We start from the raw sequence: 15,122 nt of genomic DNA, 5'->3' as shown, positions 1-15,122 counted from the left end.
TACGGCCATAGCCGGTTTGGAAGAGGGCGCGGGGCATGCGGAGGTTGCGTGTCACGGCGCAGGGTCCAAACTTACCTTCCCGGCAGCGGTGGTTTCGCTGGGCGCAAGGTCGCGTCCGCTCCGGTCCAGGCCGGTGCGGACGCGGCGGGTTCGGCGATGTGCGGGCGGCCAGTGGCTTGTGCTGACGCGGACGGAGCCGGTGTCTCAGCTTGCGCCCCCGTGGAGGCCCCCGGCGCACAGTGCGTGGTCGATGAGGGCGCTGGCCGCGTTCTCCTGGTCCAGGATGTGCTCCGGGGTGTCGCCGCGTGCCTCGGACATGGAGACCGCGGCGCTTCGCCTGCCGTCGTCGGTGACGCCGTTGAGGGTGATGTAGCCGCCGTCCCCGCCCTCGTGGCTCCAGTACGTGCCTCCGCAGCTCAGCGGGCGTTCGACCAGGCCGAGTCCGTATCGGCCGCCGGGCCAGAGCTGTTGGACCTCCTCGCTCACGGGGACGGTCCGCTTCATCTCGGCCAGTTGCCGCGTCGGCAGCAGGCGGCCCGCGAGCAGCGCGCGGAGGAAGCTGTTCTCGTCCCGTGTGGTCGTGACCCACGAAAGGTTCTCGTGGTCCACCGGTATCTGGTCGGTGACGTCCACCCGGGAACCGGGGCCGAAGAGCTGGTAGGCCCTGGCGTGCGGCCGGGGGAGGGCGGGCGAGGCGCCCAGCCACCGGGTCTGGCCGAGGCCGAGCGGGCGCAGGACGCGGTCTTCGATCTCCTGGTGGGCAGGGTGACCGGTGGCCTTCTCGATGACCATGTCGAGCAGGACGTAGCCGGTGTTGGAGTACGCCCAGCCCTCGCCGGGCGGGAAGTCCGGTGCGTGGGCCATGGCGCGGGCGACCAACTGCTCGGGGCCGTAGACGTCGTGGCGCTGCTGGTAGTACTCCTCCGGCGTGGTGTATCCGGGCAGATCGTCGTGGATGCCGCTGGTGTGCTGGAGCAGTTGGCGGATGGTGATCCGGCTGCCGTCGTTGCCGCTGCCCCGCACCACTCCCGGTAGCCAGTGGTCGACCGTGTCGTCCAGGGAGAGTCTGCCCTCGGCCTCCAGTTGGAGGACCACGGTGGCGACCAGCGTCTTGGACGTGCTGGCCATGCGGAAGTAGCCGTCGGAAGAGACCGGGCGGCCGGTGTTGAGGTCGGCGGTGCCGCTGGTGGCGACCGACTGCCGACCGTCCGGCGCGACCGCGCGGGCCTGCACACCGCTGACACCGAGGGCGTGGATCGCCTCGGTGTCCTGGTGCAACCGCTCCGCAGGGGAGGGGCCGGCGGGCTGGGCGACGGCGGTGGCCACCTCGGTGGCGAGCAGCGTAGCGACACCGAGTGCCAGGGCGAGGTGCTTTCGCAGAGTCGGAGGCATGGCTGAACGCTAGATTCGCCCCCAACGGCCCGCGATCCGGCGCACCCCAGGATCGGCATGGGGGATATCCCCCGCGGGCCGTCACCAGTCATGCGGCCGTCCTCCACGGCGGTTTCTGTCCATAAATATGGTCCATACCAAGCCCTTGACAGGATTTTCCTTCACTTCTTAAATCACGTAGTGAACTAAGTACCTCTCGGATCGCTCATCGCACCCCGGTCGGCGCCGTAACCACTTGGTTCCACCTGTTGGTTTCACATGCGCCTCATGTCTCTCCGTACCTGTCATGCACATGTTTCTGGAAGGGAGAGTCATGGACTCCCCGCGCTTACCCCGGCGACTGCTGCTCTCCGTCGTCTCGTTCCTCGCCCTCGCGTCCCTGTCCACTGGACTGGCGCAGGGCGCGCCCGCCTCCGCGGCGCATTCCGCCGCGCCACCGGCCGTGGCCGCCGAGGCCGCCGCCGTCACCTTCTCCGACGAGTTCGACGGGCCCGCGGGCTCCGCCGTCGACGGTGGCAAGTGGCAGATCGAGACGGGCGACAACGTCAACAACCATGAGCGGCAGTACTACACGGCGGGCAACCGCAACGCCGCCCTCGACGGGCAGGGCCATCTGGCCATCACCGCCCGCCGCGAGAATCCGGGCAACTACCAGTGCTGGTACGGAAGCTGCGAGTACACCTCCGCCCGGCTGAACACGTCGGGCAAGTTCACCACCACCTACGGCCGGGTGGAAGCCCGGATGAAGATTCCGCGCGGGCAGGGCATGTGGCCGGCGTTCTGGATGCTGGGCAATGACATCGGACAGGTCGGCTGGCCCAACTCGGGTGAGATCGACATCATGGAGAACGTGGGCTTCGAGCCGTCCACGGTCCACGGCACCCTCCACGGCCCCGGCTACTCGGGGTCCGGCGGCATCGGCGCCGGGTATTCCCTGCCCGGTGGCCAGGCGTTCGCCGACGCGTTCCACACCTTCGCCGTGGACTGGAGCCCCAACGCGATCACCTGGTCCGTCGACGGCACCGTGTATCAGCGGCGCACCCCCGCCGACCTCGGTGGCCGGCAGTGGGCGTTCAACAAGCCCTTCTTCGTGATCCTCAACCTCGCGGTCGGCGGCTACTGGCCGGGAGACCCCAACGGCAGCACGGTCTTCCCCCAGCAACTCCTCGTCGACTACGTCCGGGTCAGCACCGACAGCGGACAGCCGGGCGGCGGTGCCATCACCGGTGTCGGTGGCAAGTGTGTGGACGTGGCGGGCGCCAACAGCGCGAACGGCACACCCATCCAGCTCTACGACTGCAATGGATCCGCCGCGCAGCAGTGGACCGTTGGTGGCGATGGGACGATCCGTGCGCTGGGGAAGTGCCTGGACGTGGCGTCGGGTGGTACGGCCGACGGCAGTCTGGTTCAGCTCTACGACTGCAATGGCAGCGCGGCTCAGCAATGGGCCGTTCCCGCGGCCCGCGACATCGTCAACCCACAGGCCAATAAGTGCCTGGACGCCGCCGGTGGCGGTTCGGCCAACGGCACCCGGCTGCAGCTATGGACCTGCACCGGCGCCGCCAACCAGAAGTGGACGGTGACCAGATGAACATGAGACTCCTGCACAGACCCGCGGTGCGCGGCATGCTGGGCGCCGCTGCCGTCGCCGCCCTCCTCACCGGCCTGACCGGCGCTCCCGCGAGCGGCGCCGCGGCGGCCACCGGACAGATCACCGGTGTCGGTGGCAAGTGTGTGGACGTGGCGGGCGCCAACAGCGCGAACGGCACACCCATCCAGCTCTACGACTGCAACGGGTCCGCCGCGCAGCAGTGGACCGTTGGTGGCGATGGGACGATCCGTGCGCTGGGGAAGTGCCTGGACGTGGCGTCGGGTGGTACGGCCGACGGCAGTCTGGTTCAGCTCTACGACTGCAATGGCAGCGCGGCCCAGCAGTGGTCCCTCCCGGCGGCCCGCGACATCGTCAATCCGCAGGCCAATAAGTGCCTGGACGCCGCCGGTGGCGGTTCGGCCAACGGCACCCGGCTGCAGCTATGGACCTGCACCGGCGCCGCCAACCAGAAGTGGACGGCGCCGGACGGTGGCAGCACTCCGCCGACCGGGCCGGGAGCCATGGCCGTGGCCCCGTACCTCTACAACGGCTGGGGCAGCCCGCCCAGCCCCACCACCGTGATGAACGCGACCGGCGTCAAGTGGTTCACGCTCGCCTTCGTGCTCAGCAACGGCTACTGCAACCCGCAGTGGGACGGTGGCCGTCCGCTCACCGGCGGCGTCGACCAGCAGACCATCAACACCGTGCGGTCCGCCGGTGGCGATGTCATCCCGTCCTTCGGTGGCTGGAGCGGCAACAAGCTGGAGAGCTCGTGCGGCAGCGCGGGCGAGCTGGCCGCCGCGTATCAGAAGGTCATCAACGCCTACGGTCTCAAGGCGATCGACATCGACATCGAGGCCGCCGCGTACGACAGCCCGACCGTCCAGCAGCGCACGGTCGACGCGCTCAAGACGGTCAAGGCCAACAACCCCGGCATCAAGGTGTACGTCACCTTCGGCACCGGCCAGAACGGCCCGGACAACAGCCTGATCAGCAAGGCCGCCGCCGCTGGTCTGACCGTGGACAGCTGGACCATCATGCCGTTCAACTTCGGGGGCGCCGGCCAGAACATGGGCCAGCTCACCCTCCGCGCCGCCGAGGGGCTCAAGAACACGGTCAAGAGCGCCTACGGGTACACGGACGACCAGGCGTACCGGCACACTGGCATCTCCTCGATGAACGGCATCACCGACAACGGCGAGACCGTGACCGTGAGCGACTTCCGCACCATCTTGGGCTACGCCCAGCAGCGGCACCTCGCGCGGCTGACCTTCTGGTCGGTCAACCGTGACCGGCCCTGCACCGGTGGCGGAGCGGACACCTGCTCGGGTGTCTCCCAGCAGCCGTGGGACTTTACCCGCGTCTTCGCCCAGTACGCCGGCTGATCCAATTCAGGACACGCATTTCCTATAGGAATCAGCGGGACGAGATCCGGCACCCGATCCACAGGGGTGCCGGATCTCGTGTTTGTCAGGGGTCTTGACGGGGCGGCTCGGCTGGCACACCATCGCGGCATCAATTTCCTATTTGATTCGTGGGGGTGCGGAGGTGGGTCTCCGGACTGGATCTGTACTGCCGGGAGTGGTGGCCGTCGCGGTGCTGGCCGCGGGTTCGGCGGCTTGCACGCTCAAGAACTCGGGTGAGCCGACGGGCGGGCAGGGCCCCGCGTCCGCGCGGGCGGGCGGCGGCTCGGCCGTGCTCGCGGACGGGTCGGCCACCAAGGTCGCGCTCGTGCCCGGCGGCGCTCACCCCTACTTCCAGCCCTGGAAGTCCGCGGGCGCCGAGGCGAAGAAGACGTACCGGCTCGGGGGCGTGACGTTCGACGAGACGGCGGAGTGGGACCAGCAGAAGCAGAACAATCTGCTGTCCACGCTCGCCGCGCGCGGCTACAACGCGTTCGGTGTCTTCGGGGTCTCGCCCACCGACATCAACACCACGTTCGCGGACCTGAAGTCGCAGGGCCTCGCCGTGGCCTCACTCGGCTCCTGCCCGGCGGGCAGGAACGAGGCCGACTTCTGCCTCTCCACGGATGTCGAACTCGCCGCGTACAAGGCGGCCAAGGCCGCCATCGACGCGATGGGCGGCAAGGGCACCATCGTCCATCTGACGGGCAACAACGTGGACGCCAACACCCAACTGCGGATCAAGGGCGTCGCCAGGGCCGTGAAGGAGTCGGGCGGCAAGGCGAAGCTGCTGCAGACCGTCACCGACATCGACAAGGACCTGCAGACCGCGCAGAAGGCGGTGTCCGACCTGCTCACGGCCAAGGGCAAGCAGATCCAGGGCATCGTCTCCACCGCCTACAACCCGGCCGTCGCCGCCGCCGACGCCGTCAGGAGCTCCGGTTCGCGGGCGAAGGTCGTCGCCATCGACGACGACGCCAAGATCCTCAGCTCGATCAAGGAGGGCACGGTCACCGCCACCGTCGTACAGAACCCGGTGGGACAGGCGAAGGTCGGGGCGTGGGCGCTCGCGCTGCTGCAGACGAAGCAGTGCGCCATGCGCACGCCCGGTCAGTCCGTCGACTCCGGCTCGTTCGTCGTCACCAAGGAGAACGTCACGACCTACGACCGTGCCCGGAAGGCGAAGACCGACCGGCTGAAGAAGCAGTTCGCCGACGACGTCCTCGCGTGCGGCTGACCCCGCCGCGCCCGCGCCACCGAAGCCATCCCCGCTCTACCGAAGCCATCCCCGCTCTACAGAAAACGGGCATCACGAGATGAGCATCATCACGACCGCCACGGCCAAGCTGGCCGACATCGCCGTGGAGACGGACCGCACCGACGCGGTGCAGTCCTTCGTCAAGCAGGAGACGGTCCTGGTCGACATCACCACGGTGGACGGCAGCACGGGGACCGGCTACGCCTACACCATCGGCACCGGCGGAACCTCCGTACTGGCCCTGCTGCGGGACCATCTGCTGCCCGCCCTCATCGGGCAGGACGCGCGCAACGTCGAGGCGCTGTGGCAGCGGCTGTTCGCCCTGACCCGCTCCACCACCACCGGAGCCATCACCTCGCTCGCACTCGCCGCCGTCGACACCGCGCTGTGGGACGTGCGCTGCAAGCGCGCGGGCGAGCCGCTGTGGCGGCTGGCCGGCGGCCACCGCCAGGACGTTCCGGTCTACGACACCGAGGGCGGCTGGCTCCATCTGACCGCCGACGACCTGGTGAAGGGGGCGCTCCAGGCCCAGAAGGCCGGGTGGGCCGGTGTCAAGATCAAGGTGGGCAAGCCGCATGCCGCCGAGGACGCGGAGCGCCTGCGCGCCGTACGAGAGGCCGTCGGCCCCTCACTGCACATCATGACGGACGCCAACCAGTCGCAGACGATGTCCTCGGCCCTCCAACTGGCGGCCGCGCTGGAGCCCTACGACCCGTACTGGATCGAGGAGCCCCTGCCGGCGGACGACATCAGCGGCCATGCCCGGCTGGCGCGTGCGACACGGATTCCCGTCGCTGTCGGCGAGTCCCTGTACTCGCCCGCGCAGTTCCGCACCTACCTCGAGACGGGCGCCGCTTCCATCGTGCAGGTCGACGCCGCCCGCGTCGGCGGGATCACCCCCTGGCTCAAGGTCGCCCACACGGCGGAGAGCCACAACGTCATGGTGTGCCCGCACTTCCTGATGGAGCTGCATGTCAGCCTCGTGGCCGCGGTGCCCAACGGCAGGTTCGTCGAGTACATCCCGCAGTTGCGGGCGGTCACCCGCAGCGAGCTGACGATCCGCGACGGGCGGGCCGTGGCGCCCGACGTTCCGGGCATCGGCATCGACTGGGACATGGACGCCATCGACGACCGGAGGGTGTCATGACAACGCCCGTCCTCCCGCCGGGCACCGACACCGGCCCCGCCGGGGCCACGCCACCGCGTCCGGTGCACCGGCTGCCGTTCTGGGTCAACCAGCGGCTCGGGCTGCTGGTGCTCGTCGTCGGCCTCAGTGCCCTGTTCGGCGTGGCGCAGCCGGCGTTCCTGGACGAACGGCTCGTGCTGTTCCCGCTGGTGCGGGACGTCTCGACGCTGACGGTGGTGGCGCTCGCCCAGATGGTCGTGCTCTCGGTGGGGCATATGAACCTGGCCGTCGGGCGGATGGCCGCCTTCGGAGCCCTGTTCGCGGGGTTCGGATACGACCGGCTGGACCTGCCACTGCCCCTGGGCCTGCTGCTGTGCCTGCTGGCCGGGGCCGCCATCGGCGCGCTGACCGGCTGGATCATCACCCGTACCGGGGTCAGTTCGTTCGTGGTGACCCTGGCGATGGACTTCGCGCTGCTGGGACTCGTCTCCCTGCTCTACTCGGCCCTGACCGAGAACGCCGCCTTCACCAGCAAGCCGTCCGGGCTCGCGGAACTGCGCTCGTACTCGCTGGCCGACATCTGCGTCGGGCCGGTGTGCGGCTCCCCGGTCATCCCGCAGTTGGCGCAGTTCACCGTCCTGGCACTGGTCGGTCTCGGTTTCCTGTACGCCCGCACCCGCATCGGCCGGGAGCTGCTGCTCACCGGGGCGAACCCCGCGGCGGCTGAGCTGTCCGGCATTCCCACCGGCCGCCGCCTCATCCTGGCGCACACGCTCTCGGGGCTGCTCGCCGCGCTCGCCGGATTCATGGCCGCCGTCGGCACCGGAACGTTCCGCGCCTCCATCGGGGACGACTTCATGCTGCCGTCCTTCCTCGGCTCGGTGCTCGGCGGCACCCTGCTCACCGGCGGCGTCGTCTCCGTACTGGGCGCTCTGCTGGGCACATCCCTGGTCGGCGTCATCCGCAAGGGGCTCGATCTGCTCGGTGTCGGTCTGGAAAGCCTGAACATCTACCTCGGCTGCGTACTCCTGCTGGCCCTCTCGGCCGACCGGGTGCGCACCGTGGTGGCCCATCGCAAGGTGGTGCGCTCCACATGAACACGATCCGCGATCGGGGAGAGCGGGGCGCCGCGGTCCTGCGCCGCTTCTCCCGCTCCACCACGATGACCCTGCTGTGCGTGGTGCTGGCCGGCTACCTCGCCCTGGGCGTGGCCTCCTCCGGCGCGTTCCTCGAGGGCCCTTCGGTACGGACCTTCCTGCGGTACCTGGCCACCCCTGTCCTCATCGGGCTGGCCCAGATGGTCGCGCTGTGCGTCGGACAGCTCAACCTCGCGGTCGGCGCGCTCGGTGGCTTCACCGCCTGCCTGATGGGCGTCCTCATGGCGGACCAGGGTGTGCCCGCCGGGGTCGCGGTGGCGGCCGGTGTGCTGGCGGCCACCGCCATCGGCCTGGTGACCGGCCTGTGCATCGTGGCGACGAAGATCAACGGCTTCATCGTCACACTCGGGACGATGACCATCCTCCAGGGGGCGCAGTACTGGCTGGTGGGCACACGCACCGTCGACGGATACTCCGCGGGCCTGAAGGACCTCGGCAGGGCGGCCCCGCTGAACGTCCCGCTGGTGTTCGTCACGGCTCTGGCCGCCGCGGCCCTGCTCGCCGCCTTCCTGTACCGCAGCACCGCCGGCCGGCGGCTCCTGGCGGCGGGCGGCAACCCGCTGGCGGCCAGGCTGTCGGGCATCTCCACCGACCGGCAGATCGTGCTCGCCCACACTCTGTCCGGGCTCTTGATCGGCGTGGCCGCCCTGACCGCGACGGCGTCGCTGCCCGGAGTCAACCGCAGTGTCGGCGGCGACTGGCTGCTGCCCAGCTTCGCGGCTCCCATCATCGGCGGCGTGGCGCTCACCGGAGGGTCGGTCGCCGTGCTCGGCACGGTGCTGGCGGCCTTCGTGATGCGGCTCATCGACGCCGCACGCGCACAGTTCTCGCTCGACCCGAGCTGGGTGAACTTCCTCATCGGCGTGGTCGTGCTCGGCACGGTGGTCGGCGGCCGTATCCACCAGACCCACCTGGAAAAGCGGGGCGGTTCGCGCGGCAGCGTACCGCCCGCACCACCGCCGAGTGACGCGCGACCGGCTGCCGTCCTGCCGCACACGGGAGGTTCCGGATGAGCAACGTCCTTCTCGAATGCCACGCCATCGTCAAGGTCTTTCCCGGCGTACGGGCCCTGGACGGCGTCGGACTGCGGCTGGCCGAGGGGTCCATCCACGCGCTGCTCGGCGAGAACGGCGCGGGAAAGTCCACCCTCATCAAGGTCCTGACCGGGGTGCACACGCCCAACGGCGGCCGTCTCACCTGGTGCGGCGGCGAGGTCCACCTGCGTTCACCACAGGAGGCCACCCGCACCGGCATCGGCGTGGTGCACCAGGAGCGCAATCTGATTCCGGGCTTCTCGGTGGCCGAGAACATCACCTTGCAGAGCCCTCCCTCGCACCGCGGTCTGATCGACCGCGCGGCCATGACCGCCCCCGCTCTGAGGTGCCTCGGTGAGCTGGGTCTGGACCTCGACCCGGACCAGCCGGTCCGTGAACTGTCCGTGGCACAACAGCAGTTGGTGGAGATCGCGAAGGCCCTGTACACCGAGAGCCGGGTGCTGCTGCTGGACGAGCCGACCGCTTCCCTCTCCCCGCAGGAGGCGGAGCGCCTGTTCGAGGTCGTCCGGCGGCTGAAGGCCCGGGGGACATGTGTCGTCTTCGTCAGTCACAAACTGGAGGAGGTGTTCGCCATCTGCGACACCGTCACCGTGCTGCGCGACGGCAGGTCCGTGCTCGAGTCCTCGCCGCTCGCCGACCACACCCACGACGACGTGGTCGGTCTCATGGTGGGCCGAGCCCACTCGGCCACCGAGATGCGCCCGCGGGAGGTGGACACGTCCGCGGCGCCGGTGCTCTCGTTCGACGACGTCTCCACCGCCGCCGGGCACCGGGACATCAGCCTGGACGTCCGGCCCGGCGAGATCGTCGGTCTGTACGGACTGGTCGGCGCGGGGCGCAGCGAACTGGTCAAGGCCATGCTCGGCCTCGACCGCGTCACCGGCGGCGAGATCCGGGTGCATGGCAAGCCGGTGCGCATCACCTCTCCCCGGCAGGCCCTGCACCGCTTCGGCATCGGCTATCTCACCGAGAACCGTAAGGAGGAAGGGGTCTTCCTGGAACAGCTCATCGCCCGGAACATCACGGTGACGGTGTGGAAGAGGCTGGCGAAGGCGTTCGGCTTCGTCTCCGCGCGCGAGGAGCGGGAGGTGGCGCACGACCTCGTCGAACGTCTCGGCATCCGCATCTCGGGGCTGGGGCAGAACGCCGGTGAGCTGTCCGGTGGCAACCAGCAGAAGGTGAGCCTGGCGAAGTGGCTGGCGGCCGACACCCGGCTGCTCATCGTCGACGAGCCGACCGTCGGTGTCGATGTGCGCACCAAGCACGCCTTCCACGAACTCATCTGGGAACTGGCCCGCGATGGCCTGCCCATCCTGCTGATCAGCAGCGACCTCGCGGAGATGATCACGCTCGCGGACCGGGTGGCCGTGATGGCCGACCACCGGATCCGCGGTGAGGTGGACAACGACCGAGACTACGAGCGGATGAGCGGCCGGATCATCCGCATCATCCACGACCGCGCGACCTCGGCCGTGCGCCCGCGGGCGGTGGAGACATGACCGGGCCGGGCTGACCCCGCCCCGGGCAGGCGGGCTGGCCCCGCCCCGGCCGCGCTGATGCCGGACGCCGCGCGGTCAGGACGCCGCGCGGTCAGGACTTATCGTCCTTGGCTGAGCTGGCGCCGGAGGCTGCGGGCGAGGTGTTCCGCCATCGCCTCGGCCGCGCGGTCGGGGTTGCGGCGCAATATCGCGTTCAGCACGCGCTGGTGCTCGGCGAGGGTCGGGTCCTCGGCGTCGAGAACGCTGCTGAGCCGGAAGATGTGCAGATGGGAGTGGAGCCGCTCCACCGCGTCCGCGAGCAGCGGCCGCCCGGACGCCTGCGCGATCGCGTCGTGGAAGCGCTGGTCGAGGGCGGCGAAGTCGCGGTAGGCCGCATAGCGCCCGGCGGTCCCCGAATGGGACTGCATCTCCTCCGCGATCCGCTCGATGCCGTCGAGCTGAGCCTCACCGGCGTTGCCCGCCGCGAGCGCTGCCGCCCTCGGCTCCAGCAACTGCCGCATCTCGAAGAGTTCCTCGAGCCCCTGGCGGGTCAGCAGCTCGGTGGTGCGGTACCCCGAGAGCGGCCTCTTCACCACCAGGCCGTCGGACTCCAGCCTGGCCAGCGCCTCCCTGATGGGGGTCGGTGAGACGCTCAGGGCGCGGGCCAGAGCCTCGATGCTGACCCGCGCGCCGGGGGTGATCTCATGGTCCATGACCATGGCCTTGATGTTCTCGTAGACGCTGTCCGACAGGGCCTGACGGGCGGGGGACAGGTCCCGGCCGTGCCCTTCGCGCGGTGCCCCGAGCGCGGAGGTGTCGTGCGGTGGCATCCGGCCTCCTGGTGCTGTTCGGGGCTTGTCGGGACAGCACCAGTTTACCCAGGTGAGAGACGGGGTTCAGGGGCGAGCCGCAGGGCCGGGCGCAGCACGGCCGCTCCGTTGCCGCCGACGCGCCGCGGGCCGACGTCCGGAGCGCGGACGCGAAGGTGGCCATCGCGCTCCACCCGACGTGTCCGGTGCGGCCGCCGCTTGATCTCGGCGTAGGCAGCGGGGTGGCTGTCGGCTACGTGAGCGTCGATGTCAGGCCCCTCTGTAAGGATCAGCCGCGTTCCGCACACCACGCGACGGGGCCGGGAGCCGCCGCGTCCGGTGGCGTGCCTGCCATCACTTCCAGAGGAGACGACGATGTCGACCGACATGTACGGCGTACGGGTTCTTGCCGTGGATCCCGATGAACTCCGCGTCAGATTCCTGGTGTTCGCCGTCTACTACGACGTCGGCTCGCGCACGCACATCCCGTTGCCGAACGAGGAGCCCAACACCTTCCTGCACTTCCTCTGGGAGGCCGCATCCGGCTATCTGGGCGCCGCTGACGAACGCACGGGGCCGCTCGGGCACGCCGTGAGCACCGACCAGCTCCTCGACTACGAATGGGCCGACACCAACGCCCGCCGGTTCATCTCCCGGGTCGAGCGTGTGGAACTTCGCAACTACCCGCTGACCGAAGCCGCGTGGGAGGAGATGCACGACTTCTACTACGAGCGCGATGGCTCCTGGAAGGACGAGGACCTGCTGGTCCAGGCCGAGTACGAGATCCGGGTCACCGACCGCAAGTGGCTGGAGCCGCTGAGCGTGGGCGACGGCTGGGGCTCGGTTGCCTTCCCGCTCAACGGCGACAGCTGGACGGCCGAGGACTCCCCGCACATACCCGATCTGGCCCGACCGGCCGTCACCCTGCGGCCGTTCACGACCACGACCGGCGGCGTCACCTACGACCACGTCGCCGGGATGGACTTCTCCGACGACGGCAAGTACCTGGCCGTGTGCAGTGATCAGGGGCGGGTGTGGGTCTACGACACCGCCGACTGGAGCGAGGTGGTGCACACCCGCGCCGGTGACTGGATCGTGCCGCTGATGATGTGGGTGCCGGGCGGGCACATTCTCGTGGTCAAGGGCTACAGCAGCGGCGGCGAGCCCGAGGAGGAGAAGCAGTGGGCCTACGACGTCGACCGGCGGGCGGAGGCCGACGCACCCTTCCAGCGCGGGCATCTGCGCTCCCGCGACGGCGCGTACCGCATCAGGCCGAACGGTGCGGGCGAGGGCGGCGTCGACGTGTACGGCGACGAGCCCGAGCCCTCCCGCCGGATCTCCCACGCCGGTGAGTGGGACCCGATCCAGTGCACGGCCTTCTCCGGCGACGCCGCACGGCTCTTCCTCGGCGCGCAGCAGAACCTCTACGTCGTCGACCCGGCCACGGGCGAGGTGATCGACAAGGTCGACGATGCCTCGGAACGGCTGTTCACCCTCGCCTCGAACGAGGACGGCAGCTATCTGGCCGTCGGCAGCTTCAGCCGCAAGCTGGGCTATCTGGAGTTCCGCGAGGAGCGCCCGCATGAACTGTGCGTATGGCGGATGGCCGACAAGAAGATCATCCTCGGCCGCCAGCTGCGCACCTACGTCGACGGCCTCAGCTGGTCCCCGGACAACCGCTGGCTCGCTGCCGCCCTGGAACCCCTCGCCAAGCGGGGCTTCCACGAGGGCAGGACCGAGCTGGCCATCTTCCCCATGGGCCCGGTCGACGACTGAGGCCGGTGTGCCCGGGGCGCGGCGCCTCGCCCCGGGCGGCTGTCCCATGGCCACCGTGACGCCTCGCCCGGGCGGGTCTGCGGATCGGTGAACCCGTCCACCACCGGCCCAGGCGCTGTCGGCGAGGGACGCTCACTCAGGGCGCAGCACGGGCCGCAGCGCGTCCAGCACCGACGGGTCCTCGATCGTCGACGGCACCGGTTCGTCGCGCCCGTCGGCGATCCCGCGCATCGTCTTGCGCAGGATCTTTCCCGACCGGGTCTTGGGCAGTGCCTCCACGACCGAGACGGCCCGGAACGCGGCGACCGGGCCGATCTCCCGGCGTACCGCCGCGACCAGCTCCTCGCGGAGATCTTCGTCGCTGATCTCGGCGCCCACCTTGAGCACCACGAAGCCCCGGGGCAGCTGGCCCTTGAGCTCGTCGTGCACACCGATCACCGCACACTCGGCGACGGCCGGGTGCGCCGCGAGCACCGCTTCCATCGCACCGGTGGACAATCGGTGCCCGGCGACGTTGATCACGTCGTCGGTGCGGCCCATGACGAACAGATAGCCGTCCGCGTCGCGGTACCCGGAGTCACCGGTCAGGTAGTAGCCCTCGTACTGGGACAGATACGCCTCGATGAACCGCTGGTCGTCACCCCACAGCGTGGGAAGCGCGCCGGGCGGCAGCGGAAGCCGGATCGCGATCACGCCCTCCTGGCCCGCGGGCAGTTCGGTACCGCCCTGGTCCAGGACGCGCACATCCCAGCCGGGAACCGGAACCGTGGCCGACCCGGGCTTGACCGGCATCGGCTCCAGCCCGTGGAGGTTCGCCGCGATCGCCCAGCCGGTCTCGGTCTGCCACCAATGGTCGATGACCGGTGTGCCGAGGTGGCGGTGCGCCCAGTGGTAGGTCTCGGGGTCGAGCCGCTCCCCGGCCATGAAGAGGGTGCGGAACGACGACAGGTCGTACTTCTTCAGCTCGGCGGCCTCGTAGTCGAGCCTTTTGATCGCCCGCAACGCCGTGGGAGCGGTGAACAGCGCCTTCACCCCGTGGTCGCTGATCACCCGCCAGAACGCGCCGGCATCCGGGGTGCCCACCGGCTTGCCCTCGTACAGCACGGTGGTCGCACCGATCAGCAGCGGCGCGTAGACGATGTAGGAGTGACCGACCACCCAGCCGACGTCGGACGCGGTCCACCAGACGTCGCCCGGCCCGATGTCATAGATCGAAGCCATCGACCACGCCAGCGCCACCGCATGGCCGCCGTTGTCACGGACGACGCCCTTCGGCCTGCCGGTGGTACCGGAGGTGTACAGCACATACAGCGGGTCGGTCGCCGCCACCGGGACCGGGCCGACCGGCTCGGCGCGGGCGACGAGATCCGCCCAGTCCACGTAACGCCCGCCGAGCTCCGCTCGCGCCCGGTCGCGCTGCAGGATGACGACCTTGTCCGGCTGATGGGTGGTCAGGCCGAGCGCCGCCTCGACGATGGGCTGGTACTCCACGACCCGCGTCGGCTCGATCCCGCAGGACGCCGCGACGATCACGGCCGGTTCGGCGTCCTCGATACGGGCGGCCAGCTCCTTGGGCGCGAAGCCGCCGAAGACCACCGAGTGCACCGCGCCGATCCTGGCGCAGGCCAGCATGGCGATGACCGCCTCGGGCACCATCGGCATGTAGACGATGACCCGGTCGCCCTTGGCCACACCCAGCGAGCGCAGCGCCCCGGCGAAGAGCGCGACCTCGTCACGTAGCTCGGCGTAGCTGAAGCGCCGTACCGCACCGGTCACCGGGGAGTCGTAGATCAGCGCGGTCCGGTCGCCGTGGCCGTTGGCGACGTGGCGGTCCAACGCGTTGTAGGAGGTGTTGAGTTCACCGTCGGGGAACCACCGCAGGAGCGGCGCACGGGAGTCGTCCAGGGCCTGGGTCGGTGGCCGGGTCCAGTCGATCGCCGCCGCCGCGTCCAGCCAGAACCCTTCGACATCCTCGAGGCTGCGGTGGTAAGTCTCGTTGTACGCGCCCATCAGCGCCCCTTGCGTCGCTCGGCCTTGGAAAACTGTGAGCAGTGTGGCCCATCGACCGGACTGCGGC

11 protein-coding genes are annotated in these 15,122 nt (G+C 69.9%); 8 read left to right on the top strand and 3 right to left on the bottom strand.

Annotated elements, in window-relative coordinates; all coding sequences use genetic code 11:
• Positions 1 to 204 precede the first annotated feature (204 nt).
• Complete coding sequence (locus tag CGL27_RS07520; protein WP_162952901.1) at positions 205 to 1,392, bottom strand: serine hydrolase domain-containing protein; 1,188 nt, start codon at positions 1,390 to 1,392, stop codon at positions 205 to 207.
• Positions 1,393 to 1,705: 313 nt separating this feature from the next.
• On the opposite strand from CGL27_RS07520, the gene CGL27_RS07515 reads away from it, so the two are divergent.
• The 7 genes from CGL27_RS07515 to CGL27_RS07485 all read left to right on the top strand — a co-directional run bounded on the left by CGL27_RS07515 (position 1,706) and on the right by CGL27_RS07485 (position 10,481).
• Complete coding sequence (locus tag CGL27_RS07515; RefSeq protein ID WP_119985458.1) at positions 1,706 to 2,983, top strand: glycoside hydrolase family 16 protein; 1,278 nt, start codon at positions 1,706 to 1,708, stop codon at positions 2,981 to 2,983.
• Positions 2,980 to 4,368, top strand: a complete 1,389-nt coding sequence (locus tag CGL27_RS07510) for a chitinase (RefSeq protein WP_119994278.1) — start codon at positions 2,980 to 2,982, stop codon at positions 4,366 to 4,368. Before CGL27_RS07515 ends, CGL27_RS07510 begins: the two co-directional genes overlap by 4 nt.
• 163 nt (positions 4,369 to 4,531) lie before the next feature.
• Positions 4,532 to 5,623 carry a substrate-binding domain-containing protein gene (locus CGL27_RS07505; RefSeq protein WP_205587635.1) on the top strand — a complete coding sequence of 364 codons (1,092 nt, stop codon included), beginning with the start codon at positions 4,532 to 4,534 and terminating at the stop codon, positions 5,621 to 5,623.
• Between the two features lie 79 nt (positions 5,624 to 5,702).
• Positions 5,703 to 6,791, top strand: coding sequence for a mandelate racemase/muconate lactonizing enzyme family protein (locus CGL27_RS07500; protein WP_119985456.1), 1,089 nt, complete (start codon positions 5,703 to 5,705; stop codon positions 6,789 to 6,791).
• Positions 6,788 to 7,867 carry an ABC transporter permease gene (locus CGL27_RS07495; RefSeq protein ID WP_078645239.1) on the top strand — a complete coding sequence of 360 codons (1,080 nt, stop codon included), beginning with the start codon at positions 6,788 to 6,790 and terminating at the stop codon, positions 7,865 to 7,867. Before CGL27_RS07500 ends, CGL27_RS07495 begins: the two co-directional genes overlap by 4 nt.
• A complete protein-coding gene (locus CGL27_RS07490; protein WP_119985454.1) occupies positions 7,864 to 8,940 on the top strand; it encodes an ABC transporter permease in 1,077 nt (358 codons plus the stop codon). The genes CGL27_RS07495 and CGL27_RS07490 overlap by 4 nt, the downstream gene beginning before the upstream one ends.
• Positions 8,937 to 10,481 carry a sugar ABC transporter ATP-binding protein gene (locus CGL27_RS07485; protein ID WP_119985452.1) on the top strand — a complete coding sequence of 515 codons (1,545 nt, stop codon included), beginning with the start codon at positions 8,937 to 8,939 and terminating at the stop codon, positions 10,479 to 10,481. The genes CGL27_RS07490 and CGL27_RS07485 overlap by 4 nt, the downstream gene beginning before the upstream one ends.
• A 98-nt stretch (positions 10,482 to 10,579) precedes the next feature.
• On the opposite strand, the gene CGL27_RS07480 is transcribed toward CGL27_RS07485, so the two are convergent.
• Entirely contained in the window at positions 10,580 to 11,290 is a 711-nt protein-coding gene (locus tag CGL27_RS07480; protein ID WP_119985450.1) for a GntR family transcriptional regulator, read from the bottom strand.
• 354 nt (positions 11,291 to 11,644) lie between these two features.
• Here CGL27_RS07480 and CGL27_RS07475 point away from each other — a divergent pair, with 354 nt between their 5' ends.
• A complete protein-coding gene (locus tag CGL27_RS07475) occupies positions 11,645 to 13,045 on the top strand; it encodes a WD40 repeat domain-containing protein (protein WP_162952900.1) in 1,401 nt (466 codons plus the stop codon).
• A 132-nt stretch (positions 13,046 to 13,177) separates the two neighbouring features.
• Here the strand turns inward: CGL27_RS07475 and CGL27_RS07470 are convergent, their stop codons facing one another.
• Positions 13,178 to 15,055 carry a propionyl-CoA synthetase gene (locus tag CGL27_RS07470; protein ID WP_119985446.1) on the bottom strand — a complete coding sequence of 626 codons (1,878 nt, stop codon included), beginning with the start codon at positions 15,053 to 15,055 and terminating at the stop codon, positions 13,178 to 13,180.
• Positions 15,056 to 15,122 lie beyond the last annotated feature (67 nt).

The organism is Streptomyces sp. 11-1-2, from assembly GCF_003595545.1.
GTDB classification, from domain to species: Bacteria; Actinomycetota; Actinomycetes; order Streptomycetales; family Streptomycetaceae; genus Streptomyces; species Streptomyces hygroscopicus_B.
The sequence above is the reverse complement of the archived record's forward strand: the minus strand, read 5'-3'. Positions and strand labels throughout refer to the sequence as shown.

Excerpts from the sequence above, each read along its gene's own strand:
- CGL27_RS07520 (WP_162952901.1), bottom strand. The coding sequence starts at position 1,392 with ATGCCTCCGACTCTGCGAAAGCACCTCGCCCTGGCACTCGGTGTCGCT.
- CGL27_RS07515 (WP_119985458.1), top strand. The coding sequence starts at position 1,706 with ATGGACTCCCCGCGCTTACCCCGGCGACTGCTGCTCTCCGTCGTCTCG.
- CGL27_RS07510 (WP_119994278.1), top strand. The coding sequence starts at position 2,980 with ATGAACATGAGACTCCTGCACAGACCCGCGGTGCGCGGCATGCTGGGC.
- CGL27_RS07500 (WP_119985456.1), top strand. The coding sequence starts at position 5,703 with ATGAGCATCATCACGACCGCCACGGCCAAGCTGGCCGACATCGCCGTG.
- CGL27_RS07495 (WP_078645239.1), top strand. The coding sequence starts at position 6,788 with ATGACAACGCCCGTCCTCCCGCCGGGCACCGACACCGGCCCCGCCGGG.
- CGL27_RS07490 (WP_119985454.1), top strand. The coding sequence starts at position 7,864 with ATGAACACGATCCGCGATCGGGGAGAGCGGGGCGCCGCGGTCCTGCGC.
- CGL27_RS07485 (WP_119985452.1), top strand. The coding sequence starts at position 8,937 with ATGAGCAACGTCCTTCTCGAATGCCACGCCATCGTCAAGGTCTTTCCC.
- CGL27_RS07480 (WP_119985450.1), bottom strand. The coding sequence starts at position 11,290 with ATGCCACCGCACGACACCTCCGCGCTCGGGGCACCGCGCGAAGGGCAC.
- CGL27_RS07475 (WP_162952900.1), top strand. The coding sequence starts at position 11,645 with ATGTCGACCGACATGTACGGCGTACGGGTTCTTGCCGTGGATCCCGAT.
- CGL27_RS07470 (WP_119985446.1), bottom strand. The coding sequence starts at position 15,055 with ATGGGCGCGTACAACGAGACTTACCACCGCAGCCTCGAGGATGTCGAA.